The sequence below is a fragment of the Flavobacterium sp. UBA5153 genome, assembly GCA_002413745.1.
GTDB lineage: Bacteria > Bacteroidota > Bacteroidia > Flavobacteriales > Flavobacteriaceae > Flavobacterium.
The window spans coordinates 16,292-34,432 of record DHXP01000015.1 but is presented as its reverse complement, the minus strand read 5'-3'; the positions used below and the strand labels follow the sequence as shown (position 1 = coordinate 34,432).

18 protein-coding genes, 2 tRNA genes and 1 pseudogene are annotated in these 18,141 nt (G+C 36.3%); 16 read left to right on the top strand and 5 right to left on the bottom strand.

Annotated elements, in window-relative coordinates:
- Positions 1-5 precede the first annotated feature (5 nt).
- The 5 genes from B2145_RS02985 to sufD all read left to right on the top strand — a co-directional run bounded on the left by B2145_RS02985 (position 6) and on the right by sufD (position 3,059).
- Complete coding sequence (locus tag B2145_RS02985) at positions 6-209, top strand: DUF2683 family protein (RefSeq protein WP_291098025.1); 204 nt, start codon at positions 6-8, stop codon at positions 207-209.
- A complete protein-coding gene (locus B2145_RS02980; protein WP_291098022.1) occupies positions 200-472 on the top strand; it encodes a Txe/YoeB family addiction module toxin in 273 nt (90 codons plus the stop codon). Before B2145_RS02985 ends, B2145_RS02980 begins: the two co-directional genes overlap by 10 nt.
- Before the next feature lie 12 nt (positions 473-484).
- Positions 485-1,231: a Fe-S cluster assembly ATPase SufC gene (gene sufC / locus B2145_RS02975; RefSeq protein WP_291098019.1), complete on the top strand. Its 747-nt coding sequence runs from the start codon at positions 485-487 to the stop codon at positions 1,229-1,231.
- Between the two features lie 79 nt (positions 1,232-1,310).
- Positions 1,311-1,700 carry a four helix bundle protein gene (locus B2145_RS02970; RefSeq protein WP_291098017.1) on the top strand — a complete coding sequence of 130 codons (390 nt, stop codon included), beginning with the start codon at positions 1,311-1,313 and terminating at the stop codon, positions 1,698-1,700.
- Positions 1,701-1,742: 42 nt separating this feature from the next.
- A complete protein-coding gene (gene sufD / locus B2145_RS02965; RefSeq protein WP_291098015.1) occupies positions 1,743-3,059 on the top strand; it encodes a Fe-S cluster assembly protein SufD in 1,317 nt (438 codons plus the stop codon).
- A gap of 104 nt (positions 3,060-3,163) precedes the next feature.
- Here the strand turns inward: sufD and B2145_RS02960 are convergent, their stop codons facing one another.
- Positions 3,164-4,561 carry a serine hydrolase domain-containing protein gene (locus B2145_RS02960; RefSeq protein WP_291098012.1) on the bottom strand — a complete coding sequence of 466 codons (1,398 nt, stop codon included), beginning with the start codon at positions 4,559-4,561 and terminating at the stop codon, positions 3,164-3,166.
- A gap of 291 nt (positions 4,562-4,852) precedes the next feature.
- Between B2145_RS02960 and B2145_RS02955 the strand changes: the two genes are divergently transcribed.
- The 6 genes from B2145_RS02955 (at position 4,853) to B2145_RS02930 (ending at position 8,783) form a co-directional block, all read left to right on the top strand.
- Complete coding sequence (locus B2145_RS02955) at positions 4,853-6,067, top strand: aminotransferase class V-fold PLP-dependent enzyme (protein WP_291098010.1); 1,215 nt, start codon at positions 4,853-4,855, stop codon at positions 6,065-6,067.
- Positions 6,068-6,078: 11 nt separating this feature from the next.
- Positions 6,079-6,510, top strand: coding sequence for a hypothetical protein (locus B2145_RS02950; protein ID WP_291098007.1), 432 nt, complete (start codon positions 6,079-6,081; stop codon positions 6,508-6,510).
- Between the two features lie 2 nt (positions 6,511-6,512).
- Complete coding sequence (locus tag B2145_RS02945) at positions 6,513-6,932, top strand: SufE family protein (RefSeq protein WP_291098004.1); 420 nt, start codon at positions 6,513-6,515, stop codon at positions 6,930-6,932.
- A gap of 51 nt (positions 6,933-6,983) precedes the next feature.
- Complete coding sequence (locus B2145_RS02940; protein WP_291098001.1) at positions 6,984-7,307, top strand: SUF system Fe-S cluster assembly protein; 324 nt, start codon at positions 6,984-6,986, stop codon at positions 7,305-7,307.
- Between the two features lie 71 nt (positions 7,308-7,378).
- The gene (locus B2145_RS02935; protein ID WP_291097998.1) at positions 7,379-7,891 is read left to right on the top strand and encodes a DUF2480 family protein; all 513 of its coding nucleotides are present in this window, start codon (positions 7,379-7,381) and stop codon (positions 7,889-7,891) included.
- 43 nt (positions 7,892-7,934) lie between these two features.
- Entirely contained in the window at positions 7,935-8,783 is an 849-nt protein-coding gene (locus B2145_RS02930) for a DUF3078 domain-containing protein (protein ID WP_291097995.1), read from the top strand.
- Between the two features lie 52 nt (positions 8,784-8,835).
- Here B2145_RS02930 and hflX read toward each other — a convergent pair whose 3' ends face one another.
- Positions 8,836-10,062, bottom strand: a complete 1,227-nt coding sequence (gene hflX, locus B2145_RS02925) for a GTPase HflX (protein WP_291097993.1) — start codon at positions 10,060-10,062, stop codon at positions 8,836-8,838.
- Positions 10,063-10,255: 193 nt separating this feature from the next.
- On the opposite strand from hflX, the pseudogene B2145_RS02920 reads away from it, so the two are divergent.
- Both B2145_RS02920 and B2145_RS02915 read left to right on the top strand, forming a co-directional pair.
- Positions 10,256-11,713 (top strand): annotated as a pseudogene (locus B2145_RS02920) (MBOAT family O-acyltransferase).
- Between the two features lie 2 nt (positions 11,714-11,715).
- Positions 11,716-12,645 carry a hypothetical protein gene (locus B2145_RS02915; protein WP_291097990.1) on the top strand — a complete coding sequence of 310 codons (930 nt, stop codon included), beginning with the start codon at positions 11,716-11,718 and terminating at the stop codon, positions 12,643-12,645.
- 8 nt (positions 12,646-12,653) lie between these two features.
- Here the strand turns inward: B2145_RS02915 and B2145_RS02910 are convergent, their stop codons facing one another.
- The 3 genes from B2145_RS02910 to B2145_RS02900 form a co-directional block, all read right to left on the bottom strand.
- Positions 12,654-13,865: an MFS transporter gene (locus B2145_RS02910; protein WP_291097987.1), complete on the bottom strand. Its 1,212-nt coding sequence runs from the start codon at positions 13,863-13,865 to the stop codon at positions 12,654-12,656.
- A 95-nt stretch (positions 13,866-13,960) separates the two neighbouring features.
- On the bottom strand, positions 13,961-15,004 hold the full coding sequence (locus B2145_RS02905; RefSeq protein WP_291097984.1) for a Gfo/Idh/MocA family oxidoreductase: 1,044 nt from the start codon (positions 15,002-15,004) through the stop codon (positions 13,961-13,963).
- Between the two features lie 107 nt (positions 15,005-15,111).
- Positions 15,112-16,182 (bottom strand): NADH:flavin oxidoreductase/NADH oxidase, encoded by a 1,071-nt coding sequence (locus B2145_RS02900; protein ID WP_291097981.1) that lies wholly within the window; start codon positions 16,180-16,182, stop codon positions 15,112-15,114.
- 208 nt (positions 16,183-16,390) lie between these two features.
- Between B2145_RS02900 and rseP the strand changes: the two genes are divergently transcribed.
- The 3 genes from rseP (at position 16,391) to B2145_RS02885 (ending at position 18,008) form a co-directional block, all read left to right on the top strand.
- Complete coding sequence (gene rseP / locus B2145_RS02895) at positions 16,391-17,734, top strand: RIP metalloprotease RseP (RefSeq protein WP_291097978.1); 1,344 nt, start codon at positions 16,391-16,393, stop codon at positions 17,732-17,734.
- An 84-nt stretch (positions 17,735-17,818) separates the two neighbouring features.
- Positions 17,819-17,892: transfer RNA gene (locus tag B2145_RS02890), tRNA-Asn, on the top strand.
- Positions 17,893-17,936: 44 nt separating this feature from the next.
- Positions 17,937-18,008, top strand: a tRNA-Arg gene (locus B2145_RS02885).
- Positions 18,009-18,141: the final 133 nt, after the last annotated feature.

Genomic DNA, 18,141 nt, shown 5'->3' with positions numbered 1-18,141 from the left:
TTGTTATGGATATAATTTTAAAAAACGTTAAGAAAAAAGATTTTCCAGTGTTGAAATCATTGGCAAAATCACTCGGTTTTGAAATTGTAAAAGAAGAAAAACCCTATAATCCAGAGTTTGTAAAAGAAATTTTGGAAGCAAGAGAAGAATTAAAACAAGGGAAAGGAATAAAAATGACTTTGGAGGAAATAGATAAATTATGGAAATAATATTTTCTAACAAAGCCAAGAAAGATTTAGAATTTTGGACTAAAACAGGAAATAAATCTATTCTTAAAAAAATTTCTGAATTGTTAAGAGCAATACAAGAAAACCCTTTTGAAGGCATTGGAAAACCAGAGCCATTAAAATACAATCTTTCAGGTGTTTGGTCAAGAAAAATAAATCAAGAACATCGTATAATTTATGAAATTATTGATGAAAAAACAATCGAAATCTTAAATATTATTTCATTAAAAGGTCATTACGAATAAACAAAACAAACAATGTTATCAATAAAAAATTTACACGCCTCCATTGGAGACAAAGAAATATTAAAAGGAATCAATCTTGAGGTAAAAGCGGGAGAAATTCACGCGATTATGGGACCAAACGGTGCCGGAAAAAGCACGCTTTCAGCGGTGATTGCCGGAAACGAAAACTACACGATGACCGAAGGCGAAATCCTTTTGGACGGGGAAGATATTTCGGAATTGGCTCCGGAAGAAAGAGCGCATAAAGGTGTTTTTCTTTCGTTTCAATATCCTGTTGAAATTCCCGGAGTTTCGGTAACCAATTTTATGAGAGCGGCAATCAACGAAACCCGCAAAGCCAACAAACTGGGAGAAATGCCAGCTAACGAAATGCTGAAACTCATTCGTTCTAAATCGGAATTATTGGAAATAGACCGAAAATTTTTGTCTCGTTCCATAAATGAAGGTTTTTCGGGTGGAGAGAAAAAACGTAACGAAATTTTCCAAATGGCAATGCTCGAACCAAAACTCGCCATTCTTGACGAAACCGATTCTGGACTGGATATTGATGCCTTGAGAATTGTTGCCAATGGCGTAAACAAACTCAAAAGTGACAAAAATGCCATCATCCTAATCACGCACTACCAAAGACTTTTGGACTATATTGTTCCTGATTTTGTTCACGTTTTATACAACGGAAAAATCGTGAAATCGGGCGGAAAAGAATTGGCCTACGAATTGGAAGAAAAAGGATACGACTGGATTAAAGCGGAGAACTAAAATTGGTTTCAGGTTTCAAGTTTTTTTAGTTTCAAGTTGAGTAACCTTAAACTTGAATCAAATAAAAAACAAATAATATATGGCTACAATAAACAGATTTGAAGATTTAGAAATTTGGCAAGAAGCCAGACGATTAGCAAAAGAGATACATATAATTTCTGTTGAAACTGGATTGAAATCTGATTTTAGATTTAAAGAACAGATTAAATCTTCCTCTGGCTCTGTAATGGACAATATTGCTGAAGGCTTTGAAAGAGATGGAAATATTGAGTTTAGACAATTTTTATCTGTCGCCAAAGGTTCTGCTGGAGAAACAAGATCTCAACTTTATAGAGTTTTTGATTTTGATTATATAAATGAACCAAAATTCGAGTTATTAAAAAAAGATTACGAAAATTTGAGTGGTAAAATTAAAAATTTTATCACCTATCTTAACAAGAAGGATTTCAAAGGGAATAAGTTCCAATAGGCAAAACCTGAAACTTTAAACTTTAAACCTGAAACAAAAAAAATGGAATTAAAAGAAAAATTACTGTCGTCTTTTATGGCTTTTGAAGAAAGTATCGATACTTCTTCATCCCTTCACGATGTGCGTTCCCAAGCCATAAAAAACTTTGAAAACAAAGGCTTCCCGACTAAAAAAGAAGAATCCTGGAAATACACTTCGCTAAATGCAGTTTTAAAAAACGACTTTACCGTATTTTCAAAAAGCGAAAGTGCGGTAGAATTTGCCGACGTGAAAAAATATTTCATCCACGAAATCGACACCTATAAAATAGTCTTTATCGATGGCGTTTTCAGTTCGTTTTTGTCCTCGACCACTCACGAAGGAATTGATGTTTGCCTGATGTCATCGGCATTGAACAAGCCAAAATACAAAATGGTTATCGACAACTATTATAACAAAATTGCCAGCAAAGACGAGAGTTTGACTTCCTTGAATACGGCTTTTGCCAATGAAGGTGCGTACATCAATATTCCAAAAAGCACCGTGGTTCGAAAACCCATCGAGATAATGTATTTCTCGACAGGCAATGAAGCAGCACTTATGGTTCAACCAAGAAATTTGATAATTGTTGGAGAAAATTCACACGTTCAAATCATCGAAAGACACCAAAGTTTAAACGATAATCCTGTTTTGACCAATTCGGTTACGGAGATTTTTGCGCAGAAACGCGCCATTGTCGATTATTATAAAATCCAAAATGACGGTCTCGAAGCCAATCTAATAGACAATACTTATGTTTCCCAAAAACAGGAAACCAATGTGTCGGTAAACACTTTTTGCTTTGGTGGAAACCTGACCAGAAACAACCTGAATTTTTATCATTTTGGAGAAAGAATCGTCAGCAATCTCAACGGAATCACAATTATTGGCGGCAAGCAACACGTGGATCATTATACTTTGGTGCAACACTCGCAACCCAATTGTGAAAGCCACCAGGATTACAAAGGAATTTATTCAGACCGTTCGACAGGAGTTTTTAACGGAAAGATTTTTGTGGAAAGAGAAGCCCAAAAAACCAACGCTTTCCAGAAAAGCAATAACATTTTGTTGAGCGACAAAGCCACTATAAATGCCAAACCGCAACTGGAGATTTATGCCGACGACGTGAAATGTTCCCATGGTTGCACGATTGGGCAACTCGACGAAACGGCGATGTTCTATATGCAATCGCGTGGAATTCCAAAGAAAGAAGCTAAAGCTTTATTGATGTATGCCTTCTCGAATGCAGTAATCGAAAGCATCAAAATACCGGAACTCAAACAACGAATCACCAAAATCATCGCCATGAAATTGGGCGTGAAAATGGGATTTGATTTGTAGAATTTTTAACCGCAAGGTTAGCTAAGATTTACGCAAAGGGCGCAAAGTTTGTTACAGAACTTTGTGCCCTTTGTGTTTTTATTTTGTGTGCTTTGTGGTTAAGTTTATTTTTTTATTGATAAGATTATCCCTTTCAAAAAGCCGTTAAAATCGAATTCAGGTTCTTCGGTCAAGCCCATTCTTACGATGACCAAATCCAGCGACGGAATGATGAAAACCATTTGCCCTTGGTAACCGCTGCAATGAAACATATCTCTTGGAACATCGGGAAAATGTCCGCCGGCATTCAGCCAAAAGTGGGCGCCATATCTTCCATTGGAAGTGTTTGTTGGCGTTGCGGCAAATCGCACCCAGCTTTCGTCCAGAATTTGTTCCCCGTTCCAGTTGCCTTTGTGCAAATACAACAATCCAAATTTTGACCAATCGCGCGTCGTAGCCCAGCTGTAAGAAGAACCCACATAATTCCCGGCCATATCCGTTTCGATCAGCATTGAGTTCATCCCAATCTTGTCAATCAATGCCGAATACCAAAAATCTAAATATTCTTGGTGCGTTTTGAACTGTTTTCTCAAAATTCCCGACAGCAAATTAGTCGTTCCCGAGGAATAATTCCAATGGGTATTGGGTTTGAATTGTGTCGGTTTTATCAATTGCGCCTGACTCATATCGGCGTCAAGAAAAAGCATTTTTGTCACATCGGAAATCTTGGTGTAATCTTCTTCCCATTCCAAGCCACTGTTCATATTGAGCAAATTGGCGATGGTGATTTTTGCCCGTTCGTCGTTGGCCCATTCGGCAACGGGAGCGGGTTTTGAAACGTCTATTTTCCCCTGTTTTTGCAAGATTCCAAAAATCGCGCTGGTGATGCTTTTGGTCATTGACCAACCCAATATTTTGGAGTTTTTGTTGAAACCGGTATCGTATTTTTCGGCAATGATTTTGTCTTTATAAACGACCAGAACCGAACGCGTTCTTTTCTTTTTTTGCTTCGCCTGTTCGCCTTTTAGGCTCGAGTCTCCTTTAGTGTCGAAAGCATTGGCGACAGCTTTCTCCAGTTTTGGATAATCAACATTGGCAAAAACCGTGTCCATGCCATTCGGCAGGCTGGCCTTCGGTTCGTTGTTGCCGTACGGAAAAGTCAAATTATTTTCCAATTTTGTTCTTTTCGGAACTTCATACGGTTTCGAAACATTAAAATCATCATTGATTAAAGTCGCTCCCAAACCCTCGCGGTAAATGGCTTTTTTTTCTTTTAATCCATAAACGGTAGACGATGCGGATTTTCCGTTTTCGTCAATTTTGTTTTTGGACAACTTTATCATATCGATGTCATTGTCTCCTTTTTCAATCATTTCCTGCGAACGGTTGTCGATGAAATGACCCGAAGCCACGCTTTTGGCTGAAAAGCCGGAAATCAAATCCAGCTTGGGATAAGAAATATATCCAAAATAAACTAAAAACACTAAAAGGGCAAGACCAAGAATTTTGAAGATTTTTTTCATAAGAAGAGAATTACAAGAGAATGCAAGTTAAGAAAATTTACCATATAAGGCATTTAAGGAAATATAATAAAAACACAAACGAACTAAATGACCTTAAATGCCTTATATGGCATAAGAAAAGTTCGGATTTATTAACAAATGTTTGCTAAAAAGTCGTTTCAAATATATTACTTTTGTATTTAGAATTTTTCTAAATAGAGAAACGCCAATGATAAATTGGATTATCTAAAAAAATGTTGATTATTGGCGTTCTATCTGACCAATAAAAAACAATAAAAATAAGCAGGTAAAATGTTAGATATAAATAAAATTAGAGCCGATTTTCCAATACTTTCCAGAACCGTAAACGGAAAACCGTTGGTTTATTTTGACAACGGAGCCACATCGCAAAAACCACAAATCGTGATCGATGCGATTGCAGAATATTATCAGGAAATCAATGCCAATATCCATCGTGGCGTGCATACTTTGAGCCAACTCGCAACCGATGCTTACGAAGTTTCGCGTGGTAAAATTCAAAATCATATCAATGCGAAATTCGCTCACGAAGTGATTTTTACTTCGGGAACAACACACGGAATTAATGCTGTTGCCAATGGATTTGCCTCGCTATTAAAAGCGGGTGACGAAGTTTTGGTTTCGGCAATGGAACATCACAGCAACATTGTGCCTTGGCAAATGTTGTGCGAACGAACCGGAGCCACTTTGCGGGTGATTCCAATGAATGAAAACGGCGAATTGATTATGGCCGAATTCGATAAATTGTTGTCGGATAAAACTAAAATCGTGACGGTGAATCATATCTCGAATGCTTTGGGAACCATCAATCCCATCAAATATATGATCGACAAAGCGCACGAATTTGGCGCAGCGATTTTGATTGACGGAGCGCAAGCCGTTCCACATCTCAAACCCAACGTTCAGGAATTGGATTGTGATTTTTATGTTTTTTCGGGACACAAAATGTGTGGTCCAACAGGAACCGGAATTTTATACGGAAAAGAAGCTTGGCTCAACAAATTGCCACCCTATCAAGGTGGCGGCGAAATGATCAAGGAAGTGACTTTCGAGAAAACCACCTATGCCGATTTACCACATAAATTTGAAGCGGGAACGCCAAATATTGCCGGTGGAATTGTGCTGGGAACCGCCGTTGATTATTTGAATTCCGTTGGTTTTGACAACATTCAAAAACAGGAAAAAGAATTGGTCGAATACGGGACAAAACGCTTATTGGAAATCGAAGGAATGAAAATTTTTGGCACAGCCAAGGAAAAAACATCGGTGATTTCGTTTAATATTGGAGAAGTTCATCCGTATGACATTGGCACGATTATAGACAAACTGGGAATAGCGGTTCGAACCGGACACCATTGCACGCAACCCATTATGGATTTTTTCAAAATACCGGGAACGATACGAGCTTCGTTTTCATTTTATAATACCAAAGAAGAAATTGACGTTATGGTGGAAGCAGTGAAAAAAGCACAACTAATGTTATCTTAAAACAAAATACCATGAAACTATTTGCCATGATTTTTTTGAGTGTTTTTCTTGGAAAAAGTTGTTCTAGTCAAACAAAAAATGATATGAAAGACGCTGTTTTGGAATATACCGCAAACACCAGGGGTTTTTATCAAAAGATAACTATCCAAAACCAAATGGTAACCGTTTCGAAAGACAGAAGCGGCAACGACACGCCAGTTGCAACAAAAATTTCTGATAAAAACTGGAAGGAATTGGTTGGCTATTTTGAAGCTGTCAAATTGGATAGTTTGGCCACTTTAAAAGCACCAACCGAAAAACGTTTTCATGACGGAGCGGCTATAGCCAATTTAAAAATTGTCTACAAGGACAAGACTTATGAAACCACGGCTTTCGATCATGGTTATCCTCCGGAAGCCATCAAAAAATTAGTCGATAAAATAAATTCATTTGCAAAAAAATAATAATGAAGATTAAAGAAATACAAGAAGAGATAATAGACGAGTTCTCGATGTTTGACGATTGGATGCAACGCTATGAATACATTATTGATTTGGGTAAAAATTTACCTTTAATCAAGGAAGAATACAAAACCGATGAAAATCTCATTAAGGGATGCCAGTCGAAAGTTTGGTTGCACGGCGAAAAAGATGGAAACAAAATTATTTTCACCGCCGATAGTGACGCGATTTTGACCAAGGGAATTATCGCAATATTAATCCGGGTTTTCTCGAACCAAACCGCTACCGATATTTTGGCTGCCGATATGGATTTCATTGACAAAATAGGATTAAAAGAACATTTGTCGCCAACTCGTGCCAATGGATTGGTTTCGATGATAAAAAACATAAAAATGTACGCATTGGCTTTCGACGCAAAAAAATAATAAAATGAGAAATAACGCGAGATTGCTTCGTGCCTCGCAATGACAAAAATTATGGAACAAAAAATAGACACCAATTTGCTGGGAATAGAAATCGTGGAAAAACTAAAAACCATTTATGACCCCGAAATTCCTGTTGATATATATGAATTAGGGCTAATTTACGACGTTTTGGTAAGTACCGATTATGAGGTAAAAATTCTGATGACGCTCACCTCTCCCAACTGTCCGGTTGCCGAAAGTTTACCAAGGGAAGTGGAAGAAAAGGTAAAATCGATCCCTAATGTAAAAGATGCCGAAGTCGAAATCACGTTTGATCCGCCTTGGAGCAAGGATTTAATGAGCGAAGAAGCTAAGTTAGAACTAGGAATGCTCTAAAATTTGTTTCAAGTTTAACGTTTCAGGTTGCTCAACTTGAAACTTTAAACCTGAAACTTTAAACTTTTTAAATGGAAGAAATAATCAACAAAGTGGCCAATAGTGCCTTGGAAGTTTTCGATCTTGAAGACTATTATCTAAAGGGAATTCGTACGCAAATTGATATTTCGCAGTGGCTTATTGACGGTTTTTTATTAAAGGAAAAAGACTTTAGAGAACATCTTAAAAATCACGATTGGCCGCAATACCAAGATCAATATGTTTCCATTAATTGCAGCACCGATGCCATTGTTCCCGCTTGGGCTTCTATTTTGGTTGCGATTCAATTAGCGCCATTTGCCAAGAAAATCGTGAACGGAAACATTGAAGATTTAGATTCATCATTGTACGAGGAAATACTTTCCAAAATTGATTATTCGGTTTATAAAAACAAGGCTGTCATTATAAAAGGCTGTTCGAAAAAACCAGTGCCAATGCGTGCGTATATTTTGGCAGCCCACTATTTGCAGCCCTTTGCCCGAAGTATTATGTATGGCGAGGCATGTTCAGCCGTACCCCTTTTTAAAGCCCAGAAAAAAGGATAATTTTTTTGGTTTTTCTTATCTTTACTTTTCCAAAACAGTAAAAATGAAAAAGACAGTATTTTATCTCGCTTTTATTCTGGGTGTATTTTCAGCAAACGCACAAGAAACAGTAAAAGACTCCACGAAACTTTGGAAAAAAGGAGGGAATTTTCTCCTGCTTTTTAATCAATCCGCTTTTAATGCAGAGTGGTTGGCTGGCGGAACTTCGAGCATTGCCGGAAATTTAGGACTGAATTATGATTTCAATTATAAAAAAGATGATGTGCTTTGGGACACAAAAATCATAGTGGCTTATGGTTTAACCAAAATAAAGGAAGCAGCAAAAACCGCAAAAACTGACGACCGATTAGAGTTGAACTCACTTTGGGGAAAGAAAGCCTCTGGGCAGTGGTATTACTCCGTTTTTTTTAACTTAAAAACGCAAATGGATAGTGGTTTTGATAGAAACGGATTTGAAGTTTCACACTTTTTTTCGCCTGCCTATTTCCAATTTGGCCCCGGTATGTTATGGAAAAAGGATGAAAATTTGAGCATCAATATTGCACCAATTACTCCCAGATTAATTTTGGTCGACAGCAAGTACACCCTTTTAGGTTCCTCATTTGGTGTTTTACAAGGTGATTCTTCACGATTTGAATTTGGAGCAAGTGTTTCAGCCTATTATAAATTAAATGTAATGGCAAATGTAAAAGTAGAAAACAGACTGAATCTATATTCCAATTATTTAGATAATCCGCAAAATATTGACGTCGATTATCAGATGAATGTCGTGATGAAAATTAACAGATATATGTCGACCAATATAGCCTTACAGACTATTTATGACGACAATGCCGTAAAAGCAGTTCAAGTAAGGGAAGTTTTTGGGATAGGATTGGATTTCAGCTTCTAGAATTAGAAATTACAGCAAAAATCCCTTTTGAAGTGAATCAAAAGGGATTTTTTTATTCTTCTTTTTCGACAGCATCCTTATAATCTGGGTACAAAAACTTGTTGTAAGGAAAACGCGTGATGTGAATTTGTCTCACGGTTTCATAAACCCGTTCCCTGAATTCTTCGAAATTTTCTTTGTTTTTTGCTGAAATAAACAAGGCGTTTTGTTCGCCCACACGATTCATCCAAGTCGTTTTCCATTCCTCAAGCGTGAAATGTCTTGGTGTTTTTTCGGTGATTAAATCATCCTCGTCAATGGTCAAATGTTTGTAGGCATCAATTTTATTGAAAACCATGATAACCGGTTTGTCATTCGCTTTTATGTCCAATAAAGTTTGATTTACCGATGCGATATGATCTTCAAATTCTGGATGCGAAATATCGACAACATGCAATAACAAGTCGGCTTCACGAACCTCATCGAGCGTGCTTTTGAAAGAATCGACCAATTGCGTTGGCAGTTTTCGAATAAAACCTACCGTGTCCGAAAGCAGGAAAGGCAGGTTTTTTATCACCACTTTGCGAACCGTTGTATCCAAAGTGGCAAAAAGCTTGTTCTCCACGAAAACATCGCTTTTCCCAATGACGTTCATCAAGGTCGATTTTCCAACATTAGTATAACCCACCAAAGCCACGCGAACCATGGCGCCACGATTGCTGCGCTGCACGCCCATTTGCTTGTCGATGGTTTTTATTTTTTCTTTTAAAAGCGCGATTCTATCCCGAACAATTCGTCTGTCGGTTTCAATCTCGGTTTCTCCGGGTCCGCGCATCCCGATTCCACCTTTTTGACGTTCGAGGTGTGTCCACATTCCCGAAAGTCTTGGCAATAAATATTGACATTGCGCCAGTTCTACCTGCGTTCTGGCATAAGAAGTTTCGGCTCTTTGGGCAAAAATATCCAAGATAAGGTGTGTTCTGTCAAGGATTTTGCAATCGATGATTTTGGAAATATTCTTCTGCTGTGAAGGAGTCAATTCATCGTCAAATACCAATGTTGAGATGTCATTTTCTTTTACAAAAAGATTGATTTCTTCTATTTTTCCGGTTCCAACGAAAGTCTTGGGATTGGGACGTTCCATTTTTTGCGAAAACCTTTTCACCACTTCGCCACCGGCCGTAAAGGTCAAAAACTCCAATTCGTCAAGATACTCGTTGAGTTTCTCTTCACTTTGGTTTTGGGTAACAATCCCTACTATAGCCGTTTTTTCGAAATTTATTGTTTCTTTTTCTAACATGTCTTTGAATAAGTTGCAAATTTAATGATTTGTCGGGTACTTATGGAGCTATTGGGTTTATAATAATTAGTACGTGTTGAAATGTGAGAAATTGTAGGTATGTTTGTGGAGGAAAGTTTCTTCGCTTTTATAGATTTTGAAAAATGTAATAAGGAAAACTTACTAAGGTAATGAAACAAAATAGACATCTAAAATGCTTTTTAACTCCATAAACTTTGCGATATTTTTGCCAATTGTTTTTCTACTCTACTGGTTTGCAACGAACAAAAATTTAAAGTATCAAAACATATTACTTTTAGTTTCAAGCTATTTTTTTTATGCTTGCTGGGATTGGAGATTTTTATTTCTACTGATTTTTTCTACGTTACTAGACTATTATACTGGTATTAAAATGTCAGATTCTAAAAATCAGAATGTAAAAAAAATTTGGTTCTGGCTTAGTATATCCGTTAATCTTGGGTTTTTAGGTTTTTTTAAATACTATAATTTTTTCGCAGAATCTTTTGCAGAAGCAATATCACATTTAGGGTTACAGGTAAATCCTTGGACATTGAAAGTGATTCTGCCTGTAGGTATTTCATTCTACACTTTTCACGGTTTGTCTTATGTCATAGACATTTATAAAGGCAGAATTAAAGCAGAAAATAATTTTATTGACTATTCCGTTTTTGTTAGTTTTTTCCCGTTGTTAGTGGCAGGACCAATAGAGCGAGCTACCCATCTTCTGCCACAAATTAAGAAAAAGAGAGAGTTTAATTATGATAATGCTGTCGATGGTCTACGCCAAATATTATGGGGATTATTTAAAAAAATTGTCATAGCAGATAATTGCGCGCAATTTGCGAACACTATTTTCAATAATTCCACCGATTATTCAGGAAGTACGCTTGTATTGGGTGCCATCTTTTTCGCTTTCCAAATTTATGGCGATTTCTCTGGATATTCGGATATTGCAATAGGAACGGCACGATTATTTGGAATAGATTTATTGCGGAATTTTGCTTTTCCTTATTTCTCAAGAGACATTGCCGAGTTTTGGAGACGCTGGCATATTTCTCTGTCATCTTGGTTTAGAGATTATTTGTATATTCCTTTAGGAGGAAGCAAAGGCGGGACTTGGATGAAAGTCAGGAATACATTTATAATCTTCTTGGTTAGTGGTTTTTGGCACGGAGCAAACTGGACATTTCTAATTTGGGGATTTCTAAATGCTTTATATATTATGCCTTCAATTATATTCAAAACCAACAGGAATCATCTTGATATTGTGGCTAAAGGAAAAGTTTTACCTTCATTAAGAGAATTGCTTTCTATGGGAATTACTTTTAGTTTGACTGTATTTACTTGGATTTTCTTTAGGTCGAAGAGCGTAGCTGATGCTTTTAATTATATTTCTGGGATATTTTCAAGCTCAATAACCAAAATACCTTATTTTCCAGGAATTGGAATAACCATACCCACTTTTGTGTTTATTTTATTATTCCTAATTGTTGAATGGATTGGTAGGGAATAGCAATATGCTATACAATTACTAGGTCGAAAATGGGCAAAATCCAGTCGATGGGCTTTCTATTCTTGTATTATTCTGGTGATTTTTTATTTCTTTGTTTCTTCCGACACCAATCAACAATTCATTTACTTTCAATTTTAAAAATGAAAACATTTATAAAAAATATAGTCAGGTTTTCACTCTTCATAATCTTTATTGCGATTTTATTGCAAACTATAATATCCTTAAAAATAAGAAATGAAAGCCTAAATGACATTGATAATCTAGAGCAGACATCTAATATAAATGCTGATTTAGTTTTTTTAGGAAGTTCAAGATGTTGGGTTCATTTTGACCCTTCTTTTTTTGATAAAACTTTTAAAATCCGAAGTGTAAATATTGGAGTAAATGGGCATACTGAAATAGCAATGGCTATTTTACGTTTAAAAAATTATTTGTCTAAAAATAATCCACCCAAGTTTGCCATTTTAAGCTTCGATCCTTTAGTAAATGCAGGCAGTGAGGTGGATAATTCTAACTTTTGTGATAAAGATATTTATGCGAGATATTCTTTCTTTCCAAACAGAAAAAACTTAAGTTTTGTCAATTATTTTAAATTTAATTTATCTGAAAGATATATTCCTTTATATTCAATTTTTAAATACAAAATGTTAGATGACTGTTTATCTATAACCCAAAAATACAATATGAATTGTAATCACATCGTGGATAAAAAATGGGATACAATTCATAATCCAATAACTAATTCAATGAAAAAAAATTACTCGAATAAAGTTCAAATTACAACTGTCAATTCATTAGGCGAACTAAATAATTTGTGCAAAAAAAACAATATAAAATTGCTCTGTATCCAAACTCCCGTTTATAAGGCAATTTACGATGAATTAGCTTTTAAAAATACAAAGGTAATTTGCAAAACTCTAAATATTTCTTTTATTGACATTAACATAAAACCTTTTAGAAATAACATCGAATATTTTTACAGCCCAACTCATCTAAACAAGTATGGAGTTGAACAAATGAATCAACTCTTAAAAAAAGATTCAACATTGATTACCTTTTTTAAACATTAAATCAAAACCTACTCGATTGCCTTAATTCTTGATACTATCAATGCTATCATAAATCCAAAAATACCGATAAAGGCGAATGAAAACCGCAAACTCGACAATTCGGCAATATGGCCAATTAAGGGTGGTCCCATCAAAAATCCCAGAAAACTTACGCTGGAAACAGCTGTCAATGCTTCTCCTGTTGGGATTGTTGGATGTTTTCCCGCAATGCCATAAAGAGTGGGTACAATAGTAGAAACGCCCAAACCTACAATCATAAAAGCGATTGTACACGGAATTATAAATGGGAAAATTACCGCCATAAACAAGCCCGATGAAATCATAACACCACTGATTTGCATCACTCGCTTTCGTCCAAATTTATTAATTAAACGATCTCCAAAAAACCGCCCGCTTGCCATCATAATCATAAATGAAGTATAGCCCACAACTATTAATGGTCCGGGAACTTTGACAATATCTTTAAAATATACGCCACTCCAATCGAACATAATCCCTTCGCTGGCCATACTACAAAAACCAATTACCCCCAATAAAACTAGAGATTTGTCTGGTTTTCTGAATCTTTTTTTCTTTTGAGGTTGGATGGTTTCTTTGGCTTTAATCAAGAATTTGAAATTAAAAGCGACCAACAAAACGACGATTAATGCAATGATTAAAAAATGTGTATAAGTATGCAATTTTAATGCTAACATTCCTAAACCCACTAAAGCCCCCGTGAATCCCGCTAAACTCCATACCCCATGAAAAGAAGATAAGATGGTTCTTCTAAAGAGTCCTTCGGCATAAACGCCTTGAGTATTTATGGATATATTAGATAAATTTCCAAAAACCCCAAAGAAATATAATCCAAGCCCCAGTTGCCAAGCGTTTGAGGCTAATCCTATATTCGTTAAACTAAAAGCATACATTAAAATAGAAAAAGGAAGAATACGGTTACTGCCAAAACTAGTGACTAGTTTCCCTGAAAAAAACATCATCGTCAACTGTCCCAATGGTAAGGCTAAAAGAATCGTTCCTAAATGACCGTCACTTAAGTCTAACGCAGTTTTAATATTCGGGATTCTACTTGCCCAAGTGGCAAAACATAATCCCATACCAAAATAAAACATCGAAACTGCCCAACGTATTCTATTTAAATAAGAACCCTTTGCATCTCGATATGTTTTCTTGTATTTGCCTTTAGCTTTAAACCTGCCTATAAAATTAAAATACTGCAAAACCGTTTCTATTTAAAATTGAATCTGCAAAAATACAAAATCAATCTGTACCTATTTGGTATTTCTTTTTAAACGGGCTATTATATCGTTATTGTTTATAAATTGATTACTCTTTTTTGTTGGTTACTTTGAGTGGCAGCCTCGATAATTTGCATAACATTGATACCGTCTTGAGCGGTTACGGGTTCAACCGTGTCATTAATAATGGATTTGTATACCTCATCAAAATAATCATAATAATTCCCTTGAAGCGTTGGTACTTTACCGTTAAAGATATCTCCATCCATTTCCGTATGCAAAGTTCCTTCATTCGTCTTTGACTCTATTCCCCAACTTTCTAAATTTGGTTTCTTTCCTAGCTTTAAATCATCTTCTTGTACATCGCCACGTGGTTTTAGAAAAGAACCCTTTTTTCCGTGAACAATATAAGAAGGGATAGCTTCACGAACGAAAAAACCGGCTTTCAATCGTACTCTAAAATCAGGATAATACAACAGGATATCAAAATAATCTTCAACTATTGTATGTTCTCTTGTCAATCGAATATCCGCAAAAACAGCATTAGGCAAACCAAACAATGAAAGCGCTTGATCAATGATATGTGGCCCTAAATCTCTTAAAATTCCCGATCCAGGATTGGCAGATTCTTTGTGCTTTTTGGGACTCAATTCGGGATTGTAACGATCATAATGAATTTCGGTTTCGACGATATCGCCCAATAAATTATCAAAAATAATTTTTTTTACGGTTTTGAAATCGCTATCCCATCTCCTATTTTGGAAAACGAACAATTTCAATCCTCTTTCTTTTGACAAAGCAGCTAATTCTTGTGCTTCGGCAAGCGTGGCTGTAAATGCTTTTTCTACCAAGACATGTTTTCCTGCCAATAATACTTTTTTGGCATATTCAAAGTGGGAATCTATAGGTGTATTCACAACTACTAAATCAATGGATTTGTCTTGTAAAATAGCTTCTAAACTAGGATAACTTATGGTATTTGGATAATCCGCTTGAATGTTTTTGCTGCTTCGTTCCCATGAACCAAGGAGCTCAAAACCAGGATGCAAATCTAGAAATGGAGCGTGAAAAACTTTTCCCGACATTCCGTATGACAATAGTGCTGCTTTTATTTTTTGCATTTTTATGTTATTTGTATATTTATTTTAAAAAGGACGAACACGAATTTCACCAATTTATACGAATTAATTCGTGAAATTCGTGTCTAAAATTGAGCCCAAGACGGTTACTATCCTATTTTTGCTCTTTCATATTGTTTCGGCCATGGCACATCGACACCCAATTCTTGGGCAAATGTCAATGCCAAGTTCGGATTTCTTAGTGATTCCCTTGCGAACAAAACCAAATCTGCTTTTCCGGTGGCAACGATGGATTCTGCCTGACCTGATTCAGTAATTAAACCCACTGCACCCGTCAAGATTCCAGTTTCTTTTTTTATTCTTTCCGCAAAAGGCACCTGGTAATTGGGTCCCAATGGAATTTGCTGATGCGACACCAAACCGCCAGAGGAAACGTCCATTAAATCCACTCCCTTTTCTTTCAATATTTTCGAAAGTTGCACCGATTCCTCGATATTCCAACCGCCATCAGCCCAATCTGTTGCAGAGATTCTGACAAATAAAGGCAAATCCACAGGCCATTCCGTTTGTACAGCTTCGAGAACTTCCAAAAGCAATCGAACCCTGTTTTCAAAACTTCCGCCATATTCATCGGTTCTAAAATTAGACAAAGGAGAAAGAAACTGATGCAACAAATAACCATGCGCAGCATGGATTTCGACTACTTGAAATCCGGCTTGAACCGCTCTTTTGGTCGCCGCCTTAAAATCAGAAATTACTTTCTGGACACCTGTTTTGTCCAATGCGATGGGCGGTTTTTCATTATCATAAAAACCAATGGCACTTGGCGCAACCGTATCCCAACCTCCTTGATTTTCATCCAATTTTTTATTGCCATTCCATGACGAAGCCACACTCGCTTTTCTTCCCGCATGTGCCAGCTGAATTCCGGGAATCGAATTTTGTTCTATAATAAAACGATTGATCGATTGTAATTTTTCGATATGCTCCTCTTTCCAAAGACCCAAATCTTCCGGAGTAATTCTTCCTTCCGGAGAAACCGATGTCGCTTCCTGAATGATTAATGCCGCACCACCAACGGCACGACTCCCATGATGTACCAAATGCCAATCATTGGCAAAGCCATCTTGTGCAGAAAATTGGCACATTGGAGAAATGACAATTCTATTTTTAAGAACGAGGTTTTTTATATGGAGTGTCGAAAATAATTTTGACGTCATAGCATTAATTTTAAATATATTAAGAATAAGGGAAACGATGAACCCTGAAAAATCAGTTTTCGAAAACAAAGTTACGCGACAACAAGGAAAGTAAAAAAGGAAATGATGTAATTATTAACAAACTTTTATCGTCTTCACTAAAAGTAAATCTTTGCAACTAAAATAGAAAGCCTTACTTTTGTGCGCTATACAGATTTAAAAACAAAAAATGGAAACCGTTATCAAGCTTTCTCAATTTTTATTGAGCCTATCATTACTGATTATACTCCACGAATTAGGACATTTCATTCCTTCCAAAATATTTAAGACAAGAGTAGAAAAATTCTACTTGTTTTTTGACGTCAAATATTCCCTGTTTAAAAAGAAAATTGGCGAAACCGAATACGGAATTGGCTGGTTGCCACTGGGTGGTTATGTTAAAATATCAGGGATGGTTGACGAAAGCATGGACAAAGCACAAATGGCTTTGCCTCCCCAACCCTGGGAATTTCGTTCCAAACCGGCTTGGCAACGTTTGATAATTATGCTTGGCGGCGTTATCGTAAACTTTATCTTGGCTTTTGTCATTTATATTGGGATGGCCTATGCTTATGGCGATATGTTTATTGCAAATGCAAATATAAAAGATGGGTTTTCGATTGAAAATAAAGCAATGTTAAAAGCCGGTTTTAAAACTGGAGATAAAATCATTGCTGTTGATGGCGAAAAAATAGAACGATTTGACAATAGCATTAATGCAAAAATCGTCATGGGAAAACAGGTTCTTATTGAGAGAAATGGAGCCGAGCAAGAAATAAAAATGCCTAATGATTTTATAGACCAATTGTCAAAAGAAGAAAAAGGACCTATTTTATCTTTACGATTACCGTTTGTAATTACTGCTTTGCAACCGGAATCTGTAAATAAAACATTGCAACCAAAAGATATTGTTGTTGCACTAAATGGTCAAAAAACAAAATATTTTGACGAAGCGGCAACAGTTTTACAAAATAATAAAGGAAAAACTATTTCGGCGACGGTTTTACGAAATCAAAAAGTAGTTCCGTTAGAGGTTGTTATTTCCAAAGAAGGAAAATTAGGAGTAGGAAGAGGTGGTTTAGACCTGGAATCCTTAGAAAAATTAGGCTACTATAAAGTAAGCAAACAAGAATTTAGCTTTATGGAATCTATTCCTGTAGGAATTGAAAAAGGGAAAACCCAATTAGTAGGCTACGGTAAACAACTAAAAATGATATTTAATCCAAGCACTGGCGCTTACAAACAAGTAGGTGGATTTGGAGCCATATTTAACATTTTTCCAAACACTTGGAGTTGGGAAACTTTCTGGAGCATTACCGCCTTATTGTCAATAATGCTGGGTGTGATGAATTTATTGCCTATTCCGGCACTCGATGGCGGTCATGTCCTGTTTTTATTATACGAGATGATTAGCGGTAAAAAACCAAGTGATAAGTTCCTTGAAAACGCCCAAATGGTTGGTTTCATACTACTTATAACCTTGTTATTGCTTGCCAACGGAAATGATATTTACAAGGCAATTGTGGGACGATAAAATAAATTGAAAATTTAATAGAATTTATTTGCATCAAAAAAATTAAACCCTATATTTGCACCGCTTTAAAAGTGAAACACACTTTCCTTCTTAGCTCAGTTGGTTAGAGCATCTGACTGTTAATCAGAGGGTCCTTGGTTCGAGCCCAAGAGAGGGAGCAAAAGCGAAAAGACCATCAGAAATGATGGTCTTTTTTGGTTTCAGCCCTGTAGTTCAACGGATAGAATGGGAGTTTCCTAAACTTTTGATCCGGGTTCGATTCCCGGCGGGGCTACTTTAAGAGACTTTGCAGCAATGTAAGGTCTTTTTTGTTTTAAGGCTATAGTGAAACCCGCACTTCAGAAATACACAGAAAAATTATTATTTACGCACACAGTTCATGATCCTCGACCAAAGGTTGAACAGAC